The sequence below is a fragment of the Polaromonas sp. A23 genome (assembly GCF_002001015.1).
In the GTDB taxonomy this organism is placed as follows: domain Bacteria; phylum Pseudomonadota; class Gammaproteobacteria; order Burkholderiales; family Burkholderiaceae_C; genus Polaromonas.
In genome coordinates this window covers 1-21,908 of sequence record NZ_MUNO01000005.1, presented here as the reverse complement: position 1 = coordinate 21,908, position 21,908 = coordinate 1, and the positions used below count along the sequence as shown (strand labels likewise).

General features: G+C 61.8%; 22 protein-coding genes. 13 read left to right on the top strand and 9 right to left on the bottom strand.

The genetic code is table 11. From position 1 onward, the window contains the following. Nucleotides 1-3: 3 nt before the first annotated feature. The 7 genes from B0B52_RS01590 to fghA are packed head-to-tail and all read left to right on the top strand — an operon-like array spanning nt 4 to nt 6,086. Nucleotides 4-324: a 2Fe-2S iron-sulfur cluster-binding protein gene (locus B0B52_RS01590; RefSeq protein ID WP_077591862.1), complete on the top strand. Its 321-nt coding sequence runs from the start codon at nt 4-6 to the stop codon at nt 322-324. Nucleotides 325-354: 30 nt separating this feature from the next. Then, on the top strand, nt 355-951 hold the full coding sequence (locus B0B52_RS01585) for a MarR family winged helix-turn-helix transcriptional regulator (protein WP_077591861.1): 597 nt from the start codon (nt 355-357) through the stop codon (nt 949-951). Continuing rightward, complete coding sequence (locus B0B52_RS01580; protein ID WP_077591860.1) at nt 948-2,159, top strand: NAD(P)/FAD-dependent oxidoreductase; 1,212 nt, start codon at nt 948-950, stop codon at nt 2,157-2,159. The genes B0B52_RS01585 and B0B52_RS01580 overlap by 4 nt, the downstream gene beginning before the upstream one ends. Nucleotides 2,160-2,168: 9 nt before the next feature. Continuing rightward, nucleotides 2,169-3,164 (top strand): SRPBCC family protein, encoded by a 996-nt coding sequence (locus B0B52_RS01575; RefSeq protein ID WP_077591859.1) that lies wholly within the window; start codon nt 2,169-2,171, stop codon nt 3,162-3,164. A gap of 24 nt (nt 3,165-3,188) precedes the next feature. Continuing rightward, entirely contained in the window at nt 3,189-4,295 is a 1,107-nt protein-coding gene (locus B0B52_RS01570) for an S-(hydroxymethyl)glutathione dehydrogenase/class III alcohol dehydrogenase (protein WP_077591858.1), read from the top strand. 10 nt (nt 4,296-4,305) lie between these two features. Then, nucleotides 4,306-5,220, top strand: a complete 915-nt coding sequence (locus B0B52_RS01565) for an alpha/beta fold hydrolase (protein ID WP_077591857.1) — start codon at nt 4,306-4,308, stop codon at nt 5,218-5,220. Then, the gene (gene fghA, locus B0B52_RS01560; RefSeq protein ID WP_077591856.1) at nt 5,217-6,086 is read left to right on the top strand and encodes an S-formylglutathione hydrolase; all 870 of its coding nucleotides are present in this window, start codon (nt 5,217-5,219) and stop codon (nt 6,084-6,086) included. Before B0B52_RS01565 ends, fghA begins: the two co-directional genes overlap by 4 nt. Nucleotides 6,087-6,089: 3 nt before the next feature. Here fghA and B0B52_RS01555 read toward each other — a convergent pair whose 3' ends face one another. The 6 genes from B0B52_RS01555 to B0B52_RS01530 form a co-directional block, all read right to left on the bottom strand. Then, on the bottom strand, nt 6,090-7,178 hold the full coding sequence (locus B0B52_RS01555) for a PA0069 family radical SAM protein (RefSeq protein ID WP_077591855.1): 1,089 nt from the start codon (nt 7,176-7,178) through the stop codon (nt 6,090-6,092). A 163-nt stretch (nt 7,179-7,341) separates the two neighbouring features. Then, nucleotides 7,342-8,415: an acyltransferase gene (locus tag B0B52_RS01550; RefSeq protein WP_077591854.1), complete on the bottom strand. Its 1,074-nt coding sequence runs from the start codon at nt 8,413-8,415 to the stop codon at nt 7,342-7,344. A 20-nt stretch (nt 8,416-8,435) separates the two neighbouring features. After that, nucleotides 8,436-9,398, bottom strand: coding sequence for a nitronate monooxygenase family protein (locus tag B0B52_RS01545; protein WP_077591853.1), 963 nt, complete (start codon nt 9,396-9,398; stop codon nt 8,436-8,438). Nucleotides 9,399-9,499: 101 nt separating this feature from the next. Beyond that, on the bottom strand, nt 9,500-11,290 hold the full coding sequence (locus tag B0B52_RS01540; protein WP_077591852.1) for an acyl-CoA dehydrogenase: 1,791 nt from the start codon (nt 11,288-11,290) through the stop codon (nt 9,500-9,502). Between the two features lie 92 nt (nt 11,291-11,382). Then, entirely contained in the window at nt 11,383-12,324 is a 942-nt protein-coding gene (locus B0B52_RS01535) for an electron transfer flavoprotein subunit alpha/FixB family protein (RefSeq protein WP_077591851.1), read from the bottom strand. An 11-nt stretch (nt 12,325-12,335) separates the two neighbouring features. Continuing rightward, the gene (locus tag B0B52_RS01530) at nt 12,336-13,085 is read right to left on the bottom strand and encodes an electron transfer flavoprotein subunit beta/FixA family protein (protein ID WP_077591850.1); all 750 of its coding nucleotides are present in this window, start codon (nt 13,083-13,085) and stop codon (nt 12,336-12,338) included. A 379-nt stretch (nt 13,086-13,464) separates the two neighbouring features. On the opposite strand from B0B52_RS01530, the gene B0B52_RS01525 reads away from it, so the two are divergent. The 3 genes from B0B52_RS01525 to B0B52_RS01515 all read left to right on the top strand — a co-directional run bounded on the left by B0B52_RS01525 (nt 13,465) and on the right by B0B52_RS01515 (nt 16,332). Continuing rightward, nucleotides 13,465-14,478 carry a TRAP transporter substrate-binding protein gene (locus B0B52_RS01525; protein WP_077591849.1) on the top strand — a complete coding sequence of 338 codons (1,014 nt, stop codon included), beginning with the start codon at nt 13,465-13,467 and terminating at the stop codon, nt 14,476-14,478. A gap of 79 nt (nt 14,479-14,557) precedes the next feature. After that, the gene (locus B0B52_RS01520; RefSeq protein WP_254425604.1) at nt 14,558-15,043 is read left to right on the top strand and encodes a TRAP transporter small permease; all 486 of its coding nucleotides are present in this window, start codon (nt 14,558-14,560) and stop codon (nt 15,041-15,043) included. Continuing rightward, nucleotides 15,040-16,332 carry a TRAP transporter large permease gene (locus tag B0B52_RS01515; RefSeq protein ID WP_077591848.1) on the top strand — a complete coding sequence of 431 codons (1,293 nt, stop codon included), beginning with the start codon at nt 15,040-15,042 and terminating at the stop codon, nt 16,330-16,332. Before B0B52_RS01520 ends, B0B52_RS01515 begins: the two co-directional genes overlap by 4 nt. Nucleotides 16,333-16,450: 118 nt before the next feature. Here the strand turns inward: B0B52_RS01515 and B0B52_RS01510 are convergent, their stop codons facing one another. From B0B52_RS01510 to B0B52_RS01500, 3 genes are read right to left on the bottom strand one after another with little or no spacing between them, the layout of a single operon-like run. After that, a complete protein-coding gene (locus tag B0B52_RS01510; protein ID WP_077591847.1) occupies nt 16,451-17,767 on the bottom strand; it encodes a mechanosensitive ion channel family protein in 1,317 nt (438 codons plus the stop codon). After that, nucleotides 17,752-18,540: an enoyl-CoA hydratase gene (locus B0B52_RS01505; protein ID WP_077591846.1), complete on the bottom strand. Its 789-nt coding sequence runs from the start codon at nt 18,538-18,540 to the stop codon at nt 17,752-17,754. Before B0B52_RS01505 ends, B0B52_RS01510 begins: the two co-directional genes overlap by 16 nt. Before the next feature lie 26 nt (nt 18,541-18,566). After that, on the bottom strand, nt 18,567-19,520 hold the full coding sequence (locus tag B0B52_RS01500) for a histone deacetylase family protein (protein WP_077591845.1): 954 nt from the start codon (nt 19,518-19,520) through the stop codon (nt 18,567-18,569). A gap of 29 nt (nt 19,521-19,549) precedes the next feature. On the opposite strand from B0B52_RS01500, the gene B0B52_RS01495 reads away from it, so the two are divergent. The 3 genes from B0B52_RS01495 to B0B52_RS22580 form a co-directional block, all read left to right on the top strand. Beyond that, complete coding sequence (locus tag B0B52_RS01495; protein ID WP_077591844.1) at nt 19,550-20,470, top strand: MoxR family ATPase; 921 nt, start codon at nt 19,550-19,552, stop codon at nt 20,468-20,470. Between the two features lie 68 nt (nt 20,471-20,538). Beyond that, nucleotides 20,539-21,540 (top strand): DUF58 domain-containing protein, encoded by a 1,002-nt coding sequence (locus tag B0B52_RS01490; protein WP_077591843.1) that lies wholly within the window; start codon nt 20,539-20,541, stop codon nt 21,538-21,540. Further along, nucleotides 21,534-21,908, top strand: a 375-nt coding sequence (locus B0B52_RS22580; RefSeq protein WP_217349765.1) for a hypothetical protein, incomplete at its 3' end; no start/stop codon positions are given. The genes B0B52_RS01490 and B0B52_RS22580, both read left to right, overlap by 7 nt.

Sequence of the window (21,908 nt, the reverse complement as noted above, 5' to 3'; positions counted from 1 at the left end):
CGCGTGCCCAAAGTCCACCTGATCCAACACGACGGAACACAACTTACTTTGGAGGCCGACGACGGCAAGAGCCTGATGCAGACCGCGGTCGCCGCTGGCGTGCACGGAATCGTCGGCGAATGCGGCGGATCCGCGATGTGCGCCACCTGTCATGTGTACGTGCAGGAGCCTTGGCTCCAGAAGCTGCCTGAGCCGCTCGCGACCGAACTTGAGATGCTTGAGTGCACCGCCGACGAACGCCGCCCGGAGAGCCGCCTGAGTTGCCAGATCAAGCTGTCACCGCAGCTCGATGGACTGACGGTGCGCCTTCCGAGCACGCAATAATAAGCGGATCAACCATCCCCCCGAATCAACATGCCGCGCACCACCACCTTCAAGGTCTCAAGCTCTTCCGTTTCCGCGAAACAGGCCTCAACTCCCCAACGCAGGCAGCCCACACGCAAAGCCGTGGATCTGGAGCACTACGCCCCTGCCTATTTCACCTGGATCGCCAACAAGCTGTCTAGCGGCGCCTCGCAGGCTTACTTGGCCGCGTTTGATGTGGGCATCGAGACATGGCGGGTGCTGGTCTTGCTCGCAATTGAACCCTCCCTGTCCGCGCAGCGGATTTGCAAGGTTATCGGCATGGACAAGGCATCGGTCAGCCGCACCTTCAAGAGCATGCAGGCCCGCGGCTTCATCACTATTGGCCTGGACTCCGAAGATGGGCGACTGCGTGTCGCCAGCATTACCGACGCCGGACGTGAAATACACGACCGGATCCTGGATATCGCGCTGGTCCGCGACCGCGCGCTGATGTCGGTTCTGGCGCCAGAAGAGCGCGAGCAGCTGCTGTCGTTGCTACGGCGCTTGCACGACAACTTGCCCGCAGTAGAAAGCTCAACGTCCAAATTTCTGGCACTGCATTACCCCCACGCGGCTCGCGGCCGCAAGAAGACAACAGAAGAATGAGCGACGCCATCATCATCATCGGTGGGGGCCACGCCGCCGCACAGCTGTGCGCAGCGCTGGTGGACGCTGGGCAGGGCGAACGCACTCACCTCATCTGCGAGGAAGCTGCACATCCCTACCAGCGCCCGCCGCTGTCCAAGGGCTTCCTTAAGAATCGCGATGAGTCCCTGCAGCTGCATCGGGACCCGGACTGGTATACGTTACACAAGGTGCAGGTGCATCTGCGAGATGCAGCGGTCGGTATTGATGCCTCTCAGCGCAACGTCCGGCTTGCGTCGGGGGAGGAACTTACCTACTCAAAACTCGTCCTGGCGACTGGAACCCTAGCTCGTACCTTGCCCTGGTTGGACCGCCCGCTCGACAATGTGCTGTCGCTGCGCCACGTCGCCGATGCCCAGGCCATGAGGGAACGGCTGCAGCGCGAAGGAGGCGGCAGTCTCACGGTCCTTGGCGGCGGATTTATCGGCTTGGAGGTGGCATCTAGCGCAAAGCATCTCGGGTGGGACGTGCGGGTGATCGAGGTCGCCCCCAGGCTGCTGCAACGCTCGACGTCGCCGGAACTGTCGGCCTACGTCCTCGAGCACCACCGCCAAATGGGCACGCGGGTCGACTTGGGCGCCCTCATCGGCGAGCCGGAGATCCGCGGCGAACGGCTGGCTTATCTCCATGTCGATGGCGAGCCGCTCGCTATCGACGAGATGCTGCTTGGCATTGGAGCGATGCCCGAAGTCGGGCTGGCGCGAACGGCTGGCCTCCAAATTGACAACGGCATTTGCGTGGACGCCGCAATGGTCACGTCGGACCCGGACATCCTCGCGATCGGCGACTGCACGAGTTTCGACTACCAAGGGCGGCGAATCCGTCTCGAGTCGGTGCAGAACGCGAATGATCAGGCAAAGATTGCCGCGGCAACCTTGCTCGGTCGTGCAGCGTCTTACCGGCCGACGCCGCATTTCTGGTCGGACCAGGGCGGAGCAAAGCTGCAGATGGCCGGCCTGTGGCATCCGCAACTAAGCGCTGTCCGCCGGCCGGGTGCGGCCCCGGCGAGCTTCAGTTTGTTCCACTACGAAGGCTCCCACCTAATCGCGGTTGAGTCGGTGAACGCACCGGTTGACCAGATGTGGAGCCGCAAACTCCTCGAACGCGGCATCTCGCCTACGCCCGATCAGGCGTCGGATCCTGCTTTTGCACTCAAGACCCTTATGTGAGAAACATCAATGAAACTACTTGAAACTTCGATCGCCATCAATGCCCCGGCTGAGACCGTATGGGCGGTACTGGACGAACTGGCCAGCTACCCGGACTGGAACCAGATGCTGCCTGATATTGCTGGCCGCACCACTGTTGGAGGCCAGCTCACGACGACCTTCGTGCGCCCGAACACGCCGGTGATGAAGATCTCTCCGAAGATCACGCGCATTGTCGCGGCGCGAGAACTACGCTGGATGACACAGGCGCCCGACCCCACCACCTTCAGCGGCGAGCACATCTTCCGCATTGAGCCGCGTGACGGCGGCGGCGTCACTTTCCATAACGACGAGATTTTCCGCGGCTCTGCGGTCGAGGAGCGTTGGCCCGCTCTCAACACCAACACACGCGCCGCTTACGAAGAGGTGAACCGGCGATTGAAGGAAAGAGCGGAGCAAATTGCAGGGACGAAGGTCAGCTTGCATCCCGCGGTCAACGGCCCGTCCCGGGCTGTATCCCTCGCCGGCGCGACGCTGCGCTGCCAGTGCGCTGATCCGGTGGAGGTGAAGCTGGCGGAGGACATTGCCCACAACCACCTATGCGGCTGCAGCAAATGCTGGAAACCGGAAGGCGCATTGCTGGCCCAGACCGCGGTGGTTCCCACCGGTACGCTCGAGATCCTGAAGGGGGAGGAGAGGCTGCGGGTGGTAGACGAGACGCAGAAGGTGCAGCGCTACGCCTGCAAGACATGCGGGGTTCATCTGTTCGGGCGCGTGAGTGATCCGGACCATCACTTCTACGGAATCGACTTCGTCCATCCGGAACTGGCTCAGGGTGGCCAAGCCGCAAAGCCGGAGTTCGCCGGCTTCCTGTCCTCGCTGATCGAAACCGGCACCCAGCCCAGCCAGATGCACGCCGTGCGTGGGCAGTTGGCGGCGGCGGGCATCTCTGCCTACGACGCCTTTTCGCCCGAACTCATGGCCATCATCGCCTGGCACAAGGTAAAGCTGCACGCAGCGGCCTGAACAACAACAGCAGACCCAAAGATCATGAAAACCAAAGCAGCCGTCGCGTGGAAATCCGGCGAGCCCCTGACCATTGAAACCGTAGACCTCCAGGGCCCGAAGTTCGGCGAAGTGCTGGTGGAAATCAAGGCCACCGGCATCTGCCACACCGATTACTACACGCTGTCGGGCGCCGACCCAGAAGGCATCTTTCCGGCCATCCTCGGCCATGAGGGCGCAGGCATTGTGGTGGATGTCGGCCCCGGCGTAACCACGCTCAAAAAGGGCGACCACGTTATTCCGCTGTACACACCGGAATGCCGCCAGTGCAAGTTCTGCCTGTCGCGCAAGACCAACCTGTGCCAGCTGATACGCGGCACGCAGGGTAAGGGCCTGATGCCCGATGCCACCAGCCGCTTCAGCCTGGACGGCAAACCCATCTTTCACTACATGGGCACCAGCACCTTCAGCAACTACACGGTTGCGCCGGAAATCTCGCTGGCCAAAATCCGTGAGGACGCGCCGTTTGACAAGGTCTGCTACATCGGCTGCGGTGTGACCACCGGCATAGGCGCGGTGCTGTTCACAGCCAAGGTCGAGGCCGGCGCCAATGTGGTGGTTTTCGGCCTGGGCGGCATTGGCCTGAACGTGATCCAGGGCGCGAAGATGGTGGGCGCCGACAAGATCATTGGTGTGGATATCAACCCTGCGCGCCAGGAGATGGCGCGCAAGTTCGGCATGACGCATTTCATCAACCCCAAGGAAACTGAAAACGTCGTCGACGCCATCGTGCAGCTGACTGACGGCGGCGCCGACTACAGCTTCGAATGCATAGGCAACACCAAGGTAATGCGCCAGGCACTGGAATGTACGCACAAGGGTTGGGGCCGCAGCATCATCATCGGTGTGGCCGAGGCCGGCGCCGAAATCAGCACGCGGCCTTTCCAGCTGGTCACCGGCCGCAAATGGGAAGGCTCGGCTTTCGGCGGCGCACGCGGGCGCACCGACGTGCCGAAAATCGTCGACTGGTACATGGAAGGCAAGATCAACATCGACGACCTGATCACCCACACCATGCCGCTCGAAGACATCAACAAGGGCTTCGACCTGATGAAACGCGGCGAGTCGATTCGCGGCGTGGTTCTGTACTGAGCGGCGCGGCATGAATACGCTCGAACCTCTGCGCCAGATAAAGGCAGGCGTGCTTGACGTGGCCTTGTACGAAGCCGGGCCCGCCGATGGCCCGCCGGTGTTCCTTATGCACGGTTTTCCCTACGACATCCATGCCTATGCCGAAGTAGCGCCGCTGCTGGCAGCGCAGGGCTGCCGTGTTTACGTGCCCTACCTGCGCGGCTACGGTGCCACACGCTTCCTGAGCGATACCACGCCGCGTTCAGGCGAGCAGGCGGCCCTGGGCGCTGACCTGCTGGCCCTGATGGATGCGCTGGCAGTTCCGCGTGCCGTGCTGGCCGGTTATGACTGGGGTGGCCGTGCGGCCTGTGTTGTGGCGGCCCTTTGGCCTGAGCGCTGCGCCGGCCTGGTTTCACTGAACAGCTACAACATACAGAACATCGCCAAGGCCATGGTGCCCGATACGCCCGAGAACGAGCGCAGCCTCTGGTACCAGTATTACTTTCACAGCCAGCGCGGGCGCGCGGGCCTCACAGCCGACCGCCGTGCCTTGTGCCGCTTGTTGTGGAAGTTGTGGTCACCCACCTGGCAGTTCGATGCGGCCACCTTCGAGCGCAGCGCTGCCGCTTTCGATCACCCGGACTTTGTCGAGGTAGTCATCCATTCCTACCGCCACCGCTTCGGGCTGGTCCCGGGTGACCCGGCATTGGCCTCCATAGAACAGCGTCTGGCAACGCAACCGGCCATCACTGTGCCAAGCATCACCTTCGACGGCGTCGACGACGGCGTTCGCCCCCCGGCCGCTGCCGCGCAACACGCTCACCTCTTCACCGGCCCGCGCTCTCACCGCATCATTCCCGGTGCAGGCCACAACCTGCCCCAGGAAAAACCGCAACTGTTTGCGGATGCTGTGCTTGAGCTCGTGCAAAAGCGCCTCACTGCATGAGCACGCCGTTCGAGCTTCTCAGCGAACACGCTTGCTTCGGCGGCGCGCAGCGCTTTTACCAGCACGCCTCCAGTGTCATCGGCTTGCCAATGAAGTTTTCGGTGTTCATGCCGCCCCAAACAGTAATCGAGAAAGCCGGCGGCAAAGTGCCCGCGCTGATCTACCTGGCAGGCCTCACTTGCAATGAAGAAACCTTCATGACCAAGGCAGGCGCCCAGCGGCTGGCCGCCACACTCGGCCTGGCTTTGATCGCCCCGGACACCAGCCCGCGCGGAGCGAACATTCCCGGTGAAACCGAGAGCTGGGATTTCGGTGCCGGTGCGGGCTTTTACCTCGACGCCACAGAGGCCCCGTGGTCGCGGCACTACCGCATGGAGAGCTACATCACGACGGAGCTGATCGCGCTCGTGACCGGCGTCCTGCCCATCGATGCCGGCCGCGTGGGCATCTTCGGTCATTCAATGGGTGGTCATGGCGCGCTGACGCTGGCGCTCCGTCACCCCGGCCTTTTCAAGTCGGTCTCGGCTTTTGCGCCCATCTGCGCGCCCAGCCAGTGCCCGTGGGGCCACAAGGCCTTCACCGGCTATCTGGGCACCGACACCGCCACTTGGTCCGCACACGATGCCTCGGCCCTGATGGCTGCGCTGCACGCCGCACCCTACCCGGACGGCATCCTGATCGACCAGGGCCTGGCCGACAAATTCCTCGCCGAGCAACTGCACCCGCAGCTGTTCGAAGCCGCTTGCGCCCAGGCCGGGCAGGCCCTTCAGCTGCGCCGGCATGCGGGTTACGACCACGGTTATTACTTTATCGCCACCTTCATCGCCGACCACCTGAACCACCACGCGCGTCAGCTGTCGGAGTGACGGCTAAAAGAGGCTGCCCTGCGCGGAAGGCCGCACCGGCGGCGTGAACCGGCTGAAGTCAAGCTCGGTGCGCTGGCGGTTCAGGCCCAGCCGATGGCAGGTTTTCTCAAAACGCTGCTTGATCAGGTCGGCCCACAGACCGCTGCCTTTCATGCGCGAGGCGAAGTCACTGTCATAGTCCTTGCCGCCGCGCATCTCCTGGATGCGCGCCATGATGCGGTCCGCACGCTGGGGGTAATGCAGCGCCAGCCACTGTCTGAACAGCGGCGCCACTTCCCAGGGCAGGCGGACCACGGTGTAAAACGCCGTGCGTGCGCCGGCCTCAAAGGCGGCCTGCAGCACCTGCTCCATGTCGTCGTTCACAAACGGAATCTGCGGGGCCACACTCACACCCACGGGAATACCGGCGTCGGCCATCGCCCGGATGGTGCGCAGGCGCCGGTGCGGCGCGGCCGCGCGCGGCTCCAGCTTGCGGGCGAGTTCGCCGTCCAGCGTGGTGATGGTCACGTATACCGCGGCCAGCTTGTCCGCGGCCATGGGCGCCAGCAGGTCCAGGTCGCGCTCCACACCGCTGGACTTGGTGACCAATGCCAGCGGGTGCCGCACTTCCTGCATCAGTTCGATCAGGCCGCGCGTCAGACGCAATTCACGTTCGATCGGCTGATAACAATCGGTGGCCGAGCCGATGTTGATCAGCTTGGGCAGGTAGCTGCTTTTGGCCAGGTCGGCACGCAGCACCGCAGCGATGTTGCGCTTGGCGATGAGCCTTGTTTCAAAGTCCAACCCTGGCGAGAGATTGAGGTAGCTGTGCGTCGGCCGCGCGTAACAGTAGATACAGCCGTGCTCGCAACCGCGGTAGGGGTTGACTGAGTAGTCGAAATAAATGTCGGGCGAATCGTTGCGGGCGATGGCGCTGCGGGCATCCTCGAACGTCACTTCGGTCTCGGGCGGTTTTTCGTCCAGGGCTGCGTCCTCCAGCGTCCCCCATCCGTCGTCCCAGGCATCGCGCACATCCTTGGTAAAGCGGTGGGCCAGTCGCGTGGCCGTTCCACGGCCCTTGATGGCGTGCAGCGGAATGAAGGCCTCGGACATGGGTTTCTCGAATACTGTATGAATAAACAGTATACACCTGCGCCACGGCAACGCAAGGCTGCATCTCTAAACTGTCGAATGCATTGCTACCATATCAGTAGCAAACATCGCCCGCAGAACAAGGGGAAAAGGCACATTTCGGCCTGAGAAACTATCCTGACGCTCAGGAACGAAGAAATGCAGGAGGCCGCACGCGGCGCCAGGGCGCGCCGGGTGATTCGACACCCCGGTACAGGCCCCAACCAGCCAGCAAGGACAACAGGAAAGCAGCGACGAGTCCAAGGCTGTTGGCCGCGAGTTGTACCGGCCACAAGTGAGTCACCACAGCATTGACCAGCAGGCAAACCGGAAAGTGGATCAGGAAGACCGAATAGGAAATCTGTCCCAGCCCGAGCAGCCACGGTGTCTGCAGCCAGCGCCTGGCCGCACCATGGCCACTGCGCTGCAGCCAGACGAGGGCCAGCGCCACCAGCAGCGCTACCAGCAAACGGCCGCGAAAATCCAGCGCCAATGCCATCCCGGCGAGCCCGAGCATGGCCAGCAGCCAGCGTGACGGCTGCGCACTGCGCGAGGCCCACCAGGCCAGCATGCCCAGCGCATAGGACCCGAAGAAATACAGCCCGGTCATGTCCATCCCTGGGTGGCGGTTGAAGACCAGCAGCGACGCTGCCGCCAGGACCAGCACAGCCCAGCGGTGGCGTGTGCCGGGCCAAAGCGTGAGAAGCACGACGCTGATCACGAACAGCTGAAAGTCAATCGCCACGTACCAGATGCCAGCCGAGAGCGCCTCCTGGCCGAGTAGGTCCTGCAGCAAGAACAGGTGCGCCAGCAGTTGCCAGAAGCTTGGCGCATCGGGAACGGAGGGGTGTTGCAGCCAGGGCCGCACGCTTGCGGCCACAACGACGGTGACGGCTACTGCCACCATCAGCGGCAGCGCCAGCCGGCGATAGCGGCGCAGGATGAGTGAAAGCGGATTGCGAACCACGCTCCTGCCCTGCGGCGCCAGTGACGCAGCGGCGAGAAAGCCACCCACCACCAGAAAGATCTGCACCGCCATGCGGCCGTAGTCATACAGCCAGTTCACCAGTCCCGGTGCCGCGGTGTGGACCACGTCACTCATGGGGCCGTAAAAAGCCAGGTGGTGCCAGACGATCAGCACGCACCCCATCGCCTTCAGGGCATCAATGCCCGGCAGGCGCTGCGCCGACAGCGTCCGTTCAGCGGCAGTCGGCTCCATGCAGCGAAAAGCTCAGGCGCTTAAGCGCAGACCCTTTGGCGCGCTTCCTGGTACTCGCGCTTGAGTTGCGCGACATAGTCAGCGGTGCTCTGCACTTTGGTCACCGCGCCAATGCCCTGGCCGCAGCCCCAGATGTCTTTCCAGGCCTTGGACTTGCTGCCCTCGCCGCTGGCAAAGTTCATGGTCTTCAGGTCGCCATCGGGCAGGTTGTCGGGGTCCATGCCCGCCGCAACAATGGAAGGCCGGAGGTAGTTGCCATGTACACCGGTGAACAGGCTGGAGTAAACAATGTCGTCGCTGTTGCTGTCGACGATGGACTGTTTGTAGGCGTCCGAGGCGCGCGCCTCTTCGGTGGCAATGAAGGCCGAGCCGATATAGGCAAAATCGGCACCCATGGCCTGCGCGGCCAGCACCGCGCCGCCGGTAGAAATGGCACCGGACAGCGCCAGAGGGCCGTCAAACCACTGGCGGATTTCCTGGATCAGCGCGAACGGGCTCTTGACGCCGGCATGGCCGCCGGCACCGGCGGCCACAGCCACCAGGCCGTCGGCGCCCTTTTCAATCGCCTTGCGGGCAAACCTGTTGTTAATGATGTCGTGCAGCACAACACCGCCGTAGCTGTGCGCTGCGGCGTTGATGTCTTCGCGCGCACCCAGGCTGGTGATATAGATAGGCACCTTGTACTTCACGCACATTTCCATGTCATGTTCCAACCGCTCGTTGGACTTGTGCACGATCTGATTGATCGCGAACGGAGCAGCGGGCTTGTCGGGATTGGCCTTGTTGTAGGCCGACAGCGTCTCGGTGATCTCGGCCAGCCATTCGTCAAGCTGCGATGCAGGCCGGGCATTCAAGGCAGGCATGGCGCCCACGACCCCGGCGATGCACTGGGCAATCACCAGCTTGGGATTGCTGATGATGAACAACGGTGAACCGATGATGGGCAATGGCAGGCTGTTCAGGGGCGCGGGAAGTCTGGACATGGTGTCTCCGGTGTGGTTTCAGCAGAATTTATAGTTAAAAGTGAGCCCGGCCCTTGTCAATCGGGCGACAGCAGCTATAAAAAATATAGCAAACAGGCAGATCAGAAGGCCTCGAGCGCCAGCGCGGTCACGCTGTCGGCACCTTCAACAATGCTGTCGCGCATGCCCGGCACTTTGCTGAGCAGATGGTCGGCGTAGAAAACAGCGGTGGTGACCTTGGCCTGCATGAAGGCGGCGTCTTCGCCGCGGGCCAGATGCTCCTCGGCTATCAGCAGCGAGCGCGCCATCTGCCAGCCAGCTACCACGTTGCCGGCCAGCATCAGGTAAGGCACGCTGCCAGCAAACACCGCATTCGGGCTGGCCTTGGTGTTGCCGGCGACAAAGTTCACCACATCGACAAAAGCCTCGCGCGCGGCCTTGAGGCGTTTGGCGACGGCTTTCGCCGCCGCACTACCCTGCTTGGCAAGTTCGGCTTCCGTCTTTTCAATCTGCGCAGCAATCGCCTTGGCCGTTTGGCCGCCATCACGTGCTGTCTTGCGGCCCACCAGGTCATTCGCCTGGATGGCGGTGGTGCCTTCGTAAATCGTCAGGATTTTTGCGTCGCGGTAATACTGCGCCGCACCGGTTTCCTCGATGAAGCCCATGCCGCCGTGCACCTGCACGCCCAACGATGTGACTTCCAGGCTCATCTCTGTGCTGTAGCCCTTGACGAGAGGCACCATGTATTCATAGAAGGTCTGGTTCTGCTTGCGCACGTCCGCGTCGGGGTGGTGATGCGAAGCGTCGTAGGCGGCGGCTGCCACCGAAGCCATCGCACGGCAGCCTTCGGTGTAAGCGCGCATGGTCATCAACATGCGCTTGACGTCGGGGTGGTGAATGATGGGTGCGCTCGCGGCGATGGAGCCATCAACGGGCCGGCTCTGCACGCGGTCCTTCGCGAAGGCCACGGCCTTCTGGTAAGCGCGCTCGGCAATCGCAATGCCCTGCATGCCGACGGCGTAACGCGCCGAGTTCATCATGATGAACATGTACTCGAGGCCGCGATTCTCCTGGCCAACGATGTAGCCGACGGCACCGCCGTGGTCGCCGAACTGCAGTACGGCCGTCGGGCTGGCCTTGATACCCAGCTTGTGTTCGATGCTGACACAGTGCACGTCGTTGCGCGCACCCAGCGCGCCGTCCTTGCCGACCATGAACTTGGGCACGACGAACAGGCTGATGCCCTTGACGCCTTCCGGCGCGCCAGTAACCCGAGCCAGCACCAGGTGCACGATGTTCCCGGCCATGTCGTGTTCACCGTAGGTGATGAAAATCTTGGTGCCGAAGATTTTGTAAGTGCCATCGGGCTGCGGCTCGGCGCGGCTGCGCACCATGGCCAGGTCCGAGCCGGCCTGCGGCTCGGTCAGGTTCATGGTGCCGGTCCATTGGCCGCTAACCAGTTTTTCCAGATAGGTGGCCTTGAGCTCGTCCGAACCGGCAGTCAACAGCGCCTCGATCGCGCCGTCGCTCAGCAGCGGGCACAGCGCAAAACTCATGTTGGCCGAATTCAGCATTTCACCGCAGGCCGCACCTATGGTTTTGGGCAGGCCCTGTCCACCGAAGTCCAGCGGATGCTGCAAGCCCTGCCAGCCGCCTTCGGCGTATTGTTTGTAGGCTTCCTTGAAGCCGGGTGTCGTCGTGACCGCGCCGTTTTTCCAGCTTGACGGATTGATATCGCCCTCGCGGTTCAGTGGCGCGAGCACACCCTCGTTGAACTTGGCGCACTCTTCGAGCACGGCTTGAGCGGTGTCAAAACCAGCCTCCTCAAAACCCGGCATCTGTGCCACCGCGTCGATGTTGGCGAGATGTTTGATGTCAAACAGCATGTCCTTGAGGGGGGCTTTGTAGCTCATGTCTTGTCTCCAGTGTCCAGATGTCAATCAATCCGCCGGCGGATCGGCGCAAAAAAAGGCACCGCGAACGATGCCTTTTCTATTGGCAGAAATTAAAGTGCCGCGACCAGTTCCGGCACCGCCGTAAACAGGTCGGCTTCTAGCCCGTAATCCGCGACGCTGAAAATCGGAGCTTCAGCATCCTTGTTGATTGCCACGATGACCTTGCTGTCTTTCATGCCGGCCAGATGCTGAATCGCGCCGCTGATACCGGCCGCAATGTAGAGCTGCGGCGCAACGATCTTGCCGGTCTGGCCGACCTGCCAGTCATTGGGCGCGTAGCCGGCATCGACCGCGGCACGCGAAGCACCGAGTGCCGCACCGAGCTTGTCGGCCAGCGGCGTCATGACTTCATTGAACTTCTCGGCACTGCCCAGCGCACGGCCACCGCTGACGATGATCTTCGCCGCTGTCAGTTCGGGGCGGTCGCTCTTGGCGATTTCGCTGCCGACAAAAGTGGACTTGCCGCTGTCGGCGACACCGGTCACAGTTTCTACTACCGCTGAGCCGCCCGTGGCAGCTGCCGCGTCAAACCCGGTGGTGCGCACGGTAATGACTTTGGTCGCGTCCAGGCTTTGCACGATGGCAATCGCGTTGCCGGCATAAATCGGGCGCTCGAAGGTATCGACTGCATCGACCTTGGTGATGTCGGAGATCTGGCCGACGTCGAGCAAGGCAGCGACGCGCGGCGCAATGTTCTTGCCCGAAGCGGTAGCCGGAAAAAGGATGTGCGAATAGCTGCTGGCTAGCGCAATGACTTGCGCCGCCATGTTTTCGGCCAGGCCGTGTTCGAAATGCGCGCCATCCACGTGGATGACCTTGGCGACGCCGGCGATCTGGCTGGCAGCCTGGGCGGCTGCGCCGGCATTCAGTCCGGCCACCAGCACATGCACGTCGCCGCCGCACTGGGCGGCGGCTGTCACGGTGTTGAGGGTCGCGGGGCGGATGGTTGCGTTGTCGTGTTCTGCTACGACGAGTGATGCGAGTGCGGTCATGTCATCAGTCCTTAAATTACTTTGGCTTCGTTGCGGAGCTTGTCCACCAGCGTGGCGACGTCGGGCACCTTGATGCCGGCGCTGCGCTTGGGTGGCTCGCTGACCTTGAGCGTCTTGATGCGCGGTTTGACATCGACACCCAGGTCTTCCGGTTTGAAGTTGTCCAGCTGCTTTTTCTTAGCCTTCATGATGTTGGGCAAGGTCACATAACGCGGCTCGTTCAGGCGCAAGTCGGTGGTGATGATGGCGGGCAGCGTCAGCGACAGGGTTTCCATGCCACCGTCGACTTCGCGCATGACAACCGCTTTGCCGTCGGCCACATCGACCTTGGAGGCAAAGGTTGCCTGGGGCCAGCCCAGCAACGCGGCCAGCATCTGGCCGGTCTGGTTGCAGTCGTCATCAATCGCCTGCTTGCCCAGGATCACCAGTTGCGGCTGCTCTTTATCGACCAGGGCCTTGAGCAGCTTGGCCACCGCCAGCGGCTGCAGCTCTTCGGCGGTCTCGACCAGGATGGCACGGTCAGCACCGATGGCCATGGCCGTACGCAGGGTTTCCTGGCATTGCGCGACGCCGCAGCTCACGGCGATCACTTCGGTCACGACACCCTTTTCCTTCAACCGTGTGGCCTCCTCGACGGCTATCTCGTCAAACGGGTTCATGCTCATTTTGACGTTGGCGATATCGACACCGGTGCCATCGGATTTGACGCGGACTTTGACGTTGTAATCCACAACGCGTTTGACGGGTACCAAGACCTTCATTTGCAGGGCTCCAGAGTTGATTGAGTTGACGTGCACGTAAAGCTTTTGATTCTATGCTGTGGTCAATGACCTTCCCGGAAAAACAACCCCGGGCAGAGGATTCACTTCGAGAGCAAGAGAAAAAAGAACGGTCGTTCTATTTCATTATAAGGACCTGTTCTGCCGGAATTAGACGCACAGCCCCAAAGCACTGTAGCCAGGGCGACAATTGCAATGGCAATTAACAGACCGTTTGGTCGGTTAATTGGGGTAACTAAGGACAGACCGGTGCCAGCGACTGATTTACAGTGGGTTTTCCGAATGAATCAGGCCTTCCAGGGTACTGAATCAGTCCTCAATCACGTCACCAGGTCAGCCCACTGACCATCCCGGAGTGTTCATGAAAATCAAACCAATTGCCGCCGCCGCCCTGCTCGCTCTTTGCAGCAGTTTTGCTTCTGCCCAAACCGTCTTGACGGTTTCCAGCTGGCTGCCTCCCAGCCACACCCTGAGCACGGCCCAGAAGGAATGGTGCGACCTGCTTGAAAAGAACACGGCCGGCAAGATGAAATGCAACATCCTGCCGCGTGGCGTCACAGCGCCCCCGGGCACGCTGGACGCCGTCAAGAACGGGCTGGCCGACGTTTCCTATACCGTGCATGGCTATACCCCCGGCCGTTTCCTCTATACGCAGATGGCCGAGTTCTCTTTCCTGGGCAACACGTCTGAACCCATCTCCGTCGCCTTCAACAAGGTGGCCATGAAAAATCCGCAGTTCCAGGGCGAACACCAGGGCGTGAAGGTCATATCTTTCTTCACCCACGGCCCCGGCATGGTGTTCAACACCAAGCGGCCGGTCACCAATGTGGCGGAGCTGGGCGGCCTGAAATGGCGCGTCGGCGGGGGCATGGTTAACGAGATTGCGAAAACATTGGGCATGAATGTGACGCTCAAGCCCGCACCCGACTCGTATGAGCTGCTCTCAGGCGGCGTGATGGACGGTACGCTGTTTCCGGCTGAGTCCACCGAATCGTTCCGGATCGACAAGCTGATCAAGCATGCCACTACCTTCCCCGGTGGCCTGTACAACACCAGCTTCGTTTTCATAATGAACCAGGCCAAATACGACAAACTTTCGGCTGAGGAAAAGAAAGCCGTCGATGCCATCTCAGGTGAAGTGGCTGCGCGCATGTTCGGCCGCGGCTGGGACCGCGTGGATCGCCGCGCCATGGGCTTGATGCAGGCCAACAATGTGCAGATCGTCAAGGCCGACGCCAAATTTGTGGCCGACGTGAAAGCCAAGACTGCACCCCTTGAGAAGAAGTGGATCCAGGATGCTGAAGCCAAAGGCTTGAAGGATGCTGCCAAGGTGTTGGCAGAATTCCGCGCCGAAATCGCCAAGCAGGAAAAGTAAGCCCCCGGCGGACAGCGCACTCGTAGCGCGGCCTCATGGACAATGAGGACCGCGCTTTTTTTTGATTGAGGCACACGGATTGAACAAACTCATCGAGAGGGTCTGCGGCCTGCTGGCTGCCCTTGCCCTGTTTGCCATCATGGCGCTGACTTTTTTTGACGTCGGGGGCCGCAAGCTTCTGTCGAACTCCATCCCCGGCTCCCTGGAGCTCACAGAGCTGCTGATGGTGGTTGTGATTTTTGCAGCCTTGCCACTGGTGTCATTGCGCGGCGAGCATGTCGTGTTCGATTCATTGGACCATTACCTGCCTGAAGTGGTTCGCAAAGCGCAGCGCGCAATCATGCAAGTGCTGTGCGGCGCTGCATTGCTGGGCCTGGCCTGGCTGATGTGGCAAACCGGCGGCCAGTATCTGGAGACCGGCGAAACCACGGCGCAGCTGAAAATCCTCAAGGCGCCCTTCATCTACGGAATGGCGGTCATGTGTGCGGTCGCCGGTTTGATTCACCTCGGCATGGCCCTGCACCCCACGCGCGAAGCCGAAACGGGCGAAGGAGTCACGCTGTGACCGAAGCCCTGCTTGGTTTTGCCGCAATCTTCGTGCTGGCGTTGTTGCGTCTGCCACTGGCTTTTGCCATGGGCTTTGTCGGCATTGTCGGCATGGGCCTGACGCGCGGCTGGATTCCAGCACTCGCAAGCACGGCGCAAGTCGTGCACGAAACTGGCTTTGCCTACACCCTGTCGGTCATCCCGCTTTTCATCCTGATGGGCAACTTTGTGGCCCGCGCCGGACTGGCCCACGAACTCTTTCATGCGGCCTATGCGTTCATTGGCCACCTGCGCGGCGGTTTGGCGCATGCCACCATCGCTGCCTGCGCCGGCTTTGGCGCCATCTGCGGCTCCTCGATTGCGACGGCAGCCACCATGAGCAAAGTCGCCTATCCGTCGATGAAAAGACTGGGCTACAGCGACTCGCTGTCCACCGGCGTGATTGCAGCGGGCGGCACGCTGGGCATCATGATTCCGCCATCGACCATCATGGTGATCTACGGCATCGTGACTGAAACCAACATTGGCAAGTTGTTTGCTGCCGGCGTGATCCCCGGCATCCTGATCGCCCTGCTGCTGATGGTGGCTGTGCTCTTCATGACCTTCATGGACCCGGAGCATGCACCGGCCGGTGAAAAAACGAGCTGGCCCGAGCGGTGGAAGGCCCTGCGCGGCATCTGGGGAGTGTTGTTGCTGGTGGTGCTGGTGCTGGGTGGCATCTATGGCGGCGTCTTCACCGCCACCGAAGGCGCGGGCATAGGCGCCGCAGGTGCGTTCCTGTTTGCGCTGGCGCGGCGCCGGCTGACCGTGAAGGCCACGCTTGAGGTGCTGGTGGAGTCGGCCCGCACCACGGCGATGCTGTTCACGCTGCTGATCGCGGCGACCATTTTTGCCAATTTCGTGAACTTCACCGCCATGCCCGGCGAGCTGAAAGAGTGGATCACCCACCTCGGACTATCGCCAGTGATGGTGGTAGCCGCGATGATGCTGATTTACGTGGTACTGGGCACGGTCATGGAAGAACTCACCATGGTGCTGCTGACCATCCCGCTGTTTTTCCCGATTGTGGTTTCGCTGGGGTTCGACCCGGTCTGGTTCGGCGTACTGATCGTCATGGTGATCCAGATCGGCCTGATTTCCCCACCTGTGGGCATGAACCTGTTTGTGCTCAACACCCTGCTGCCCAAAGTGGGCCTGGGCAACATCTTCCGCGGCGTCTGGCCCTTCGTCTTCATGCAGGTGGTAGCTCTCGGAATTCTGCTGGCCTTTCCGTCACTCAGCCTTTGGCTGCCTTCCTTCATGAAGTAATTCCATTTCTAAATCATCCTTGCACTTTGTCGGCTTCGCTAGCCGTACGTTTGTACTGTCGTCGCTTCGCCTTCGCGTTCACGAATGATTTAGAAGCGGAATAAGGCGGTCAGGCAGATCAGGAAGGCCTGTTTTCCGGCACGGCCTGGGGTCGGGTATGGATGACCCGCTGCGGGTAGGGAATCTCAATGCCGTTCTCGCGCAGGGCCTGGAGGATGGCCAGGTTGATGAGCGAGCGCAGGTTCTGCTGGCCGTTCTCCGGATCCGCCATCCAGTAATTGAGCGTGAACTCCAGGCCGTCGGCACCGAAATTGGTCAGATTCACACCTGGAAGAGGGTCGCGCAACACCCTCTCCTGCTTGAGCGCCGCCTCGATCAGCAGGCGTATTACCAACTCGGAATCGCTGTCATACGCCACCGACACCACGGTGGACTGCAACACACGAGGGTCGGCCAGCGACAGGTTTTCAATGCGGTTGCTGATGAACATCTCGTTGGGCACGATGGACTCGCGGCCGTTCGTCGCACGCACCACGGTGTAGCGGGCATTGATGTCGGTGATGCGGCCCTCGAAGTTGTCGACGCGCACGTTGTCACCGATGCGCACACTGCGTTCGGCCAGCATCACAAAACCACTGACATAGTTGGCGGCGAGCTTTTGGAGGCCAAAGCCGATGCCGACACCAATCGCGCCACCCAGCACTGACAACGCCGTCAGATCGATCCCAACGGCCGACAGCGCCATGAGAAGGCCCACAAACATCAGCACCGCGCGCGTGGCATTGCTCGCGGCCTTGCGCAGTGACAGCTCGTTCCCGGTGGCTGCCCGCAACAATCGCGTTTCAATGGCCGCTGATATCCAGAGGGCAATCAGCAACACCACGCCGGCCGTCACCGCGCCTTCGAGCATGGTGCGAATCGACAGGGTTGAATTGCCGACCTTCCATTTGATGCCGTCCAGCTCTTCGAGAATCACAGGCAACAAACCGCTCAGCCACAGCACAACCGCTAGCCAGACCAGCCAGGAAATGGTGCGTTCGAGCGCCCGTACCAGAGGTGCGTCCTTGAAAGCCACCTGCAACACCTTGACCCCCATGCGAATCAAGGCCAGGGACAGCAAAACCGGAATGGCCACCTTGAACACGGCTAACGGAAACAACCGGGCAAGCAGCGCCTGCACGGCATAGGCAAAAAGCAGGAGAAGCAGGGGAAACAACACACCATCGATCACGCGACGGCCAAAAAGAATCGAATTTCCATCGGCCACAAGATGGGCACGGCTGGCCACACGCACCAGCAACCAGGCCAGCAGCACACAAGCCACCAGCGCGGCCAGCTCGGTCAACGCTGTCGGCTGGGTCAATGCCGAAAACCACGCTTCGAGGTTGTCAAAACGGGCAGGCGCATCAGCGCGGGACGTCACAGCACCGGCCATTGCGGTTTCCTCTTCTCAATAAAAGCCTGAACACCTTCCTGGGCTACAGGGTGAACCATGTTGCAGGCCATGGTCTGGCCCGCCAGCTGATAGGCCGACTCGATGCCGGTCTCGCGCTGCCGGTAGAACAAGGCTTTGCCCATGGCCACGGCTTCACGCGGTTTCGCGAGAATGGCTTGCAGCATCTGCTCGATCTCCACATCCAGAGCTTCCGGCGTTACCACCCGGTTGACCAGTCCGCGAGCCTGCGCTTCTTCGGCGCTGATAAAGCCGCCGGTCAACAGCATTTCCATGGCCTGCTTGGCGGGTATGTTGCGCACCAGCGGCACGCTGGGTGTGGCGCAGAACAGGCCGACATCGATGCCGTTGACGCCAAAGCTCGCCGCAGTGCTGGCCACCGCCAGGTCGCATTGCGCCACCAGCTGGCAGCCGGCGGCTGTGGCCAGGCCCTGCACCCGCGCCAGCACAGGCACCGGCAGGTTCTGGATGCTCAGCATCATGCGCGTGCATTGCGCAAACAGCTTCTGGTAGTAAGCCAACTCGGGTTGCGCGCGCATTTCCGTGAGGTTGTGGCCGGCACAAAAGGCCTTGCCCTGCGCGGCCAACACCACCATGCGCGCGTTCGGATCCCCCGCTACGGCATCCAGCGCGGTCTGCAGGGCAGCCAACATCTCTTCGCTGAGGGTATTGAACGCAGCGGGACGGTTCAAGGTCAGCCAGTTCACACCACGCTCATCGCGGGTATGCAGCACGGGGGCCGAAACATCATTCATGGCGGGACTCTACAGCGTCGACAGGTTTACAGATCGGCCAGCACGCGAATGTGCGCCTCCACGCTGCGGGCCAGCGCACTGAGGTTGTAGCCGCCCTCGAGCGATGACACGATGCGGCCATGGGCATGGCGTTTGGCCACATCCTTGATGCGCTGGGTGATCCACGCATAGTCCTGCTCCACCAGGCCCAGCTGGCCCAGGTCATCGTCGCGGTGCGCGTCAAAACCGGCACTGATGAAAATCATCTCTGGTTTGAACTCCTCAAGCCGCGGGATCCACAGCGACTCGATCAGCTCGCGCACGACGGCGCCCTTGGTGTAGGCCGGCACCGGAATGTTCACCATGTTCTGCGCCCGGCCTTCGGTGCCGCTGTGCGGGTAAAACGGGTGCTGGAAGAAACTGGCCATCAGGATGCGTTCATCGCCGCTGATGATGTCTTCCGTGCCGTTGCCGTGGTGCACATCGAAGTCGATGATCGCAACCCGTTTCAGGCCGTGGCGCTCCAGCGCGTACTTGGCCGCGATGGCCACATTGTTGAAGAAGCAAAAACCCATGGCCCGGTCGTGGCAGGCGTGGTGGCCGGGCGGCCGCACCGCGCAAAAGGCGTTTTCGATTTCGCCGGCCATCACGGCATCGGTGGCGGCAAGTACCGCGCCGGCGCCGCGCAAGACCGCGTTCCAGGTATGCACATTCATCGCGGTATCCGGGTCCAGCTGGGCATACCGGGGCCCGCCCGCCTCCACGTCGTCGGAAAGCTGGTCACCCAGACCGCGGATGGCGGCGATCATCATGCGGTCGTGGCCCAGTTCCAGGTCGCCCAGCGACGCCAGCGGCGCCTCGCGCCGATCCAGCGCATCGCCCACGCCGGTTGTGAGCAACCAGTCTTCAATAGCATCGAGCCGCTCCGGACACTCGGGATGCCCCGGACCCATTTCATGTTTGCGGCAATCCGGATGGGTGAAATAGGCAGTGGCAGGCATAACGGAAATTTTGCGGTAAGGTTGATGGCATGAACGCGAAACAAAAAATTCAGACGCTTTTAAATCAGCTTAACACGGTCATTGTGGGCAAACCTGCCCAGGTCCAGGACTGTGTGGCCTGCCTGCTGGCCGGCGGGCATTTGCTGATTGAAGACGTGCCAGGCGTTGGCAAAACCACACTGGCGCATGCGCTGTCGCGGTCCTTCGGGTTGCAATTCTCACGGGTGCAATTCACCGCCGATTTGATGCCCAGTGACCTGTCGGGAGTGTCGATTTACGAGCGCCAGAAAGAAAGTTTCATTTTCCATCCCGGGCCGATTTTTGCCCAGGTTCTGCTGGCCGACGAAATCAACCGAGCCAGCCCGCGCACGCAAAGTGCCCTGCTGGAAGCCATGGAGGAAAAGCAGGTCACGGTCGAGGGCGAAACACGCCCCCTGCCGGTACCCTTTTTTGTGATTGCCACGCAAAACCCGCACGACCAGCTGGGCACCTATGCGCTGCCCGAGTCGCAGCTGGACCGTTTTCATATGCGAATCTCGCTGGGTTATCCCGACCGAGCCGCCGAACGCGAGCTGCTGAGCGGCGGCGATCGTCGCGAGATGGTGGAAAAACTCGTCACCGTGATGACACCCCATGACTTGATGGAGTTGCAGCAGCAGGTGCTGCAGGTTCATGCATCGGAGCCCTTGCTCAATTATTTGCAGGACCTGGTGGCGGCCACCCGTTCCGGGCGCTGGTTCCTGCAGGGCCTGAGCCCGCGTGCCGGCATTGCTTTGGTACGTGCCGCGCGCGCCCAGGCTTTCCTGAGCGGGCGCGACTATGTGGCGCCGGACGACATCGTGGCGGTGCTGCCGCAAACCGTGGCGCACCGGCTGATTCCGGTCAGCGACGCCGGACGTGGCTCGGTCGAGCAGGTGCGTGCCATGGTCGAGGCCGTGCCTTTGCCATGAAAGCCTCTGGCTATCGCAATGCGGCCAGCCACAGTTTCCCCGGCCTGGCTTTCGCGGCAAAGTAGATCATGAATGCCGCAACGCTCAATCCTGTCAAATTCGTGCGCGGACGCTTCCAGCACTGGTGGCAAAGCCGGCTGCCGCTGACCGACAGCGTGCTGTTGACCCAGCGCAATGTCTACATCCTGCCAACCCGCCCAGGATGGATGCTTGCCCTCACCCTGATGGTGTTGCTGGTGGCGTCCATCAACTACCAGCTCAACCTGGGCTATCTGTTGACCTTTTTACTGGCGGGCAGCGCCGTAACAGGCATGCATGTCTGCCATGGCACCCTGCGCGGCCTTGCCATGAATTTGATAGCACCTCCTGCACATTTCACGGGGACTGCGGCCATATTTGACGTCAAGCTCACGAACAACCGGCGTTCCGTGCGTTACGGCATCGGGGTCAGCGTGCTGGCCTCGCCGGACGGGCCGGACCAGCCGCGCTGGGCCTGGACCGATGTGCCGGCACAAGCCAGCGCCACGGTGCAGATAGCCTTCACACCCAAACAGCGCGGCCTGCACCGCCTGCCCACGCTGACCGCCGAAACCCGGTTTCCACTCGGCACTTTTCGCGTCTGGACCATCTGGCGTCCCGCCGCGCAAATGCTGGTCTATCCGGCACCGGAGGTGTACGCGCCACCGCTCCCCCCCGGCGAGCCGCGTTCAGGTGGAGCCGACGCGGCCGCCCGCTGGCAAAGCGCCGGCGAGTTCGACGGCATACGCGGCTACCGGCGCGGCGACCCGCTCAAACTCGTCATGTGGAAAAAGGCAGCCAAGGCCGACGACCAGGGCAACGGTCTGGTGGTGCGCGACACGCAGCAAGCCCAGCGGCATGAACTCTGGCTCGACTTTTTGCAAGCCGGCTCGCTGGGGACCGAAGCGCGGCTATCGCGGCTGTGTGCGTGGATTCTGCAGGCCGACAAACTGGGCTTGCGTTATGGTTTGCGGCTGCCTGGGCTGCAGATCAAGCCTGGTAGTGGGGAGGTGCACAAGCGGCAATGTCTGGAGGCCTTGGCGTTATGTTGAATTTTCTGGACTTGCCGGCGGGTCTGTCCGGGACGCTGGCGTTGTCCGTTCGGGCTGAGCTTGTCGAAGCCAGTGCAAGCTTTCGCGGTTGTGGGTCTTCCAGCCAGCCGGGTCTCGCCCCGGCGGGCGACTCACTTTCTCTTGCGTCGCCAAGAGAAAGTAAGCAAAGAGAAGGCGACCCGATGGTCCGGGTCCCTGCGCTTCGCTGCGGGCAACCTGCGGTGCTCGCCGAAAGCGGGGTCGAGCTCGAACTCGCTACGCTCAGACAATCGCTCGCCCTGATCCGCTTTCGGCTGCGCTCCTCGGCCCAGCCCGACGGGTGGGGGGAATACCGAATACCAATACCCAATCCGGAGTCCTTGAAGCGC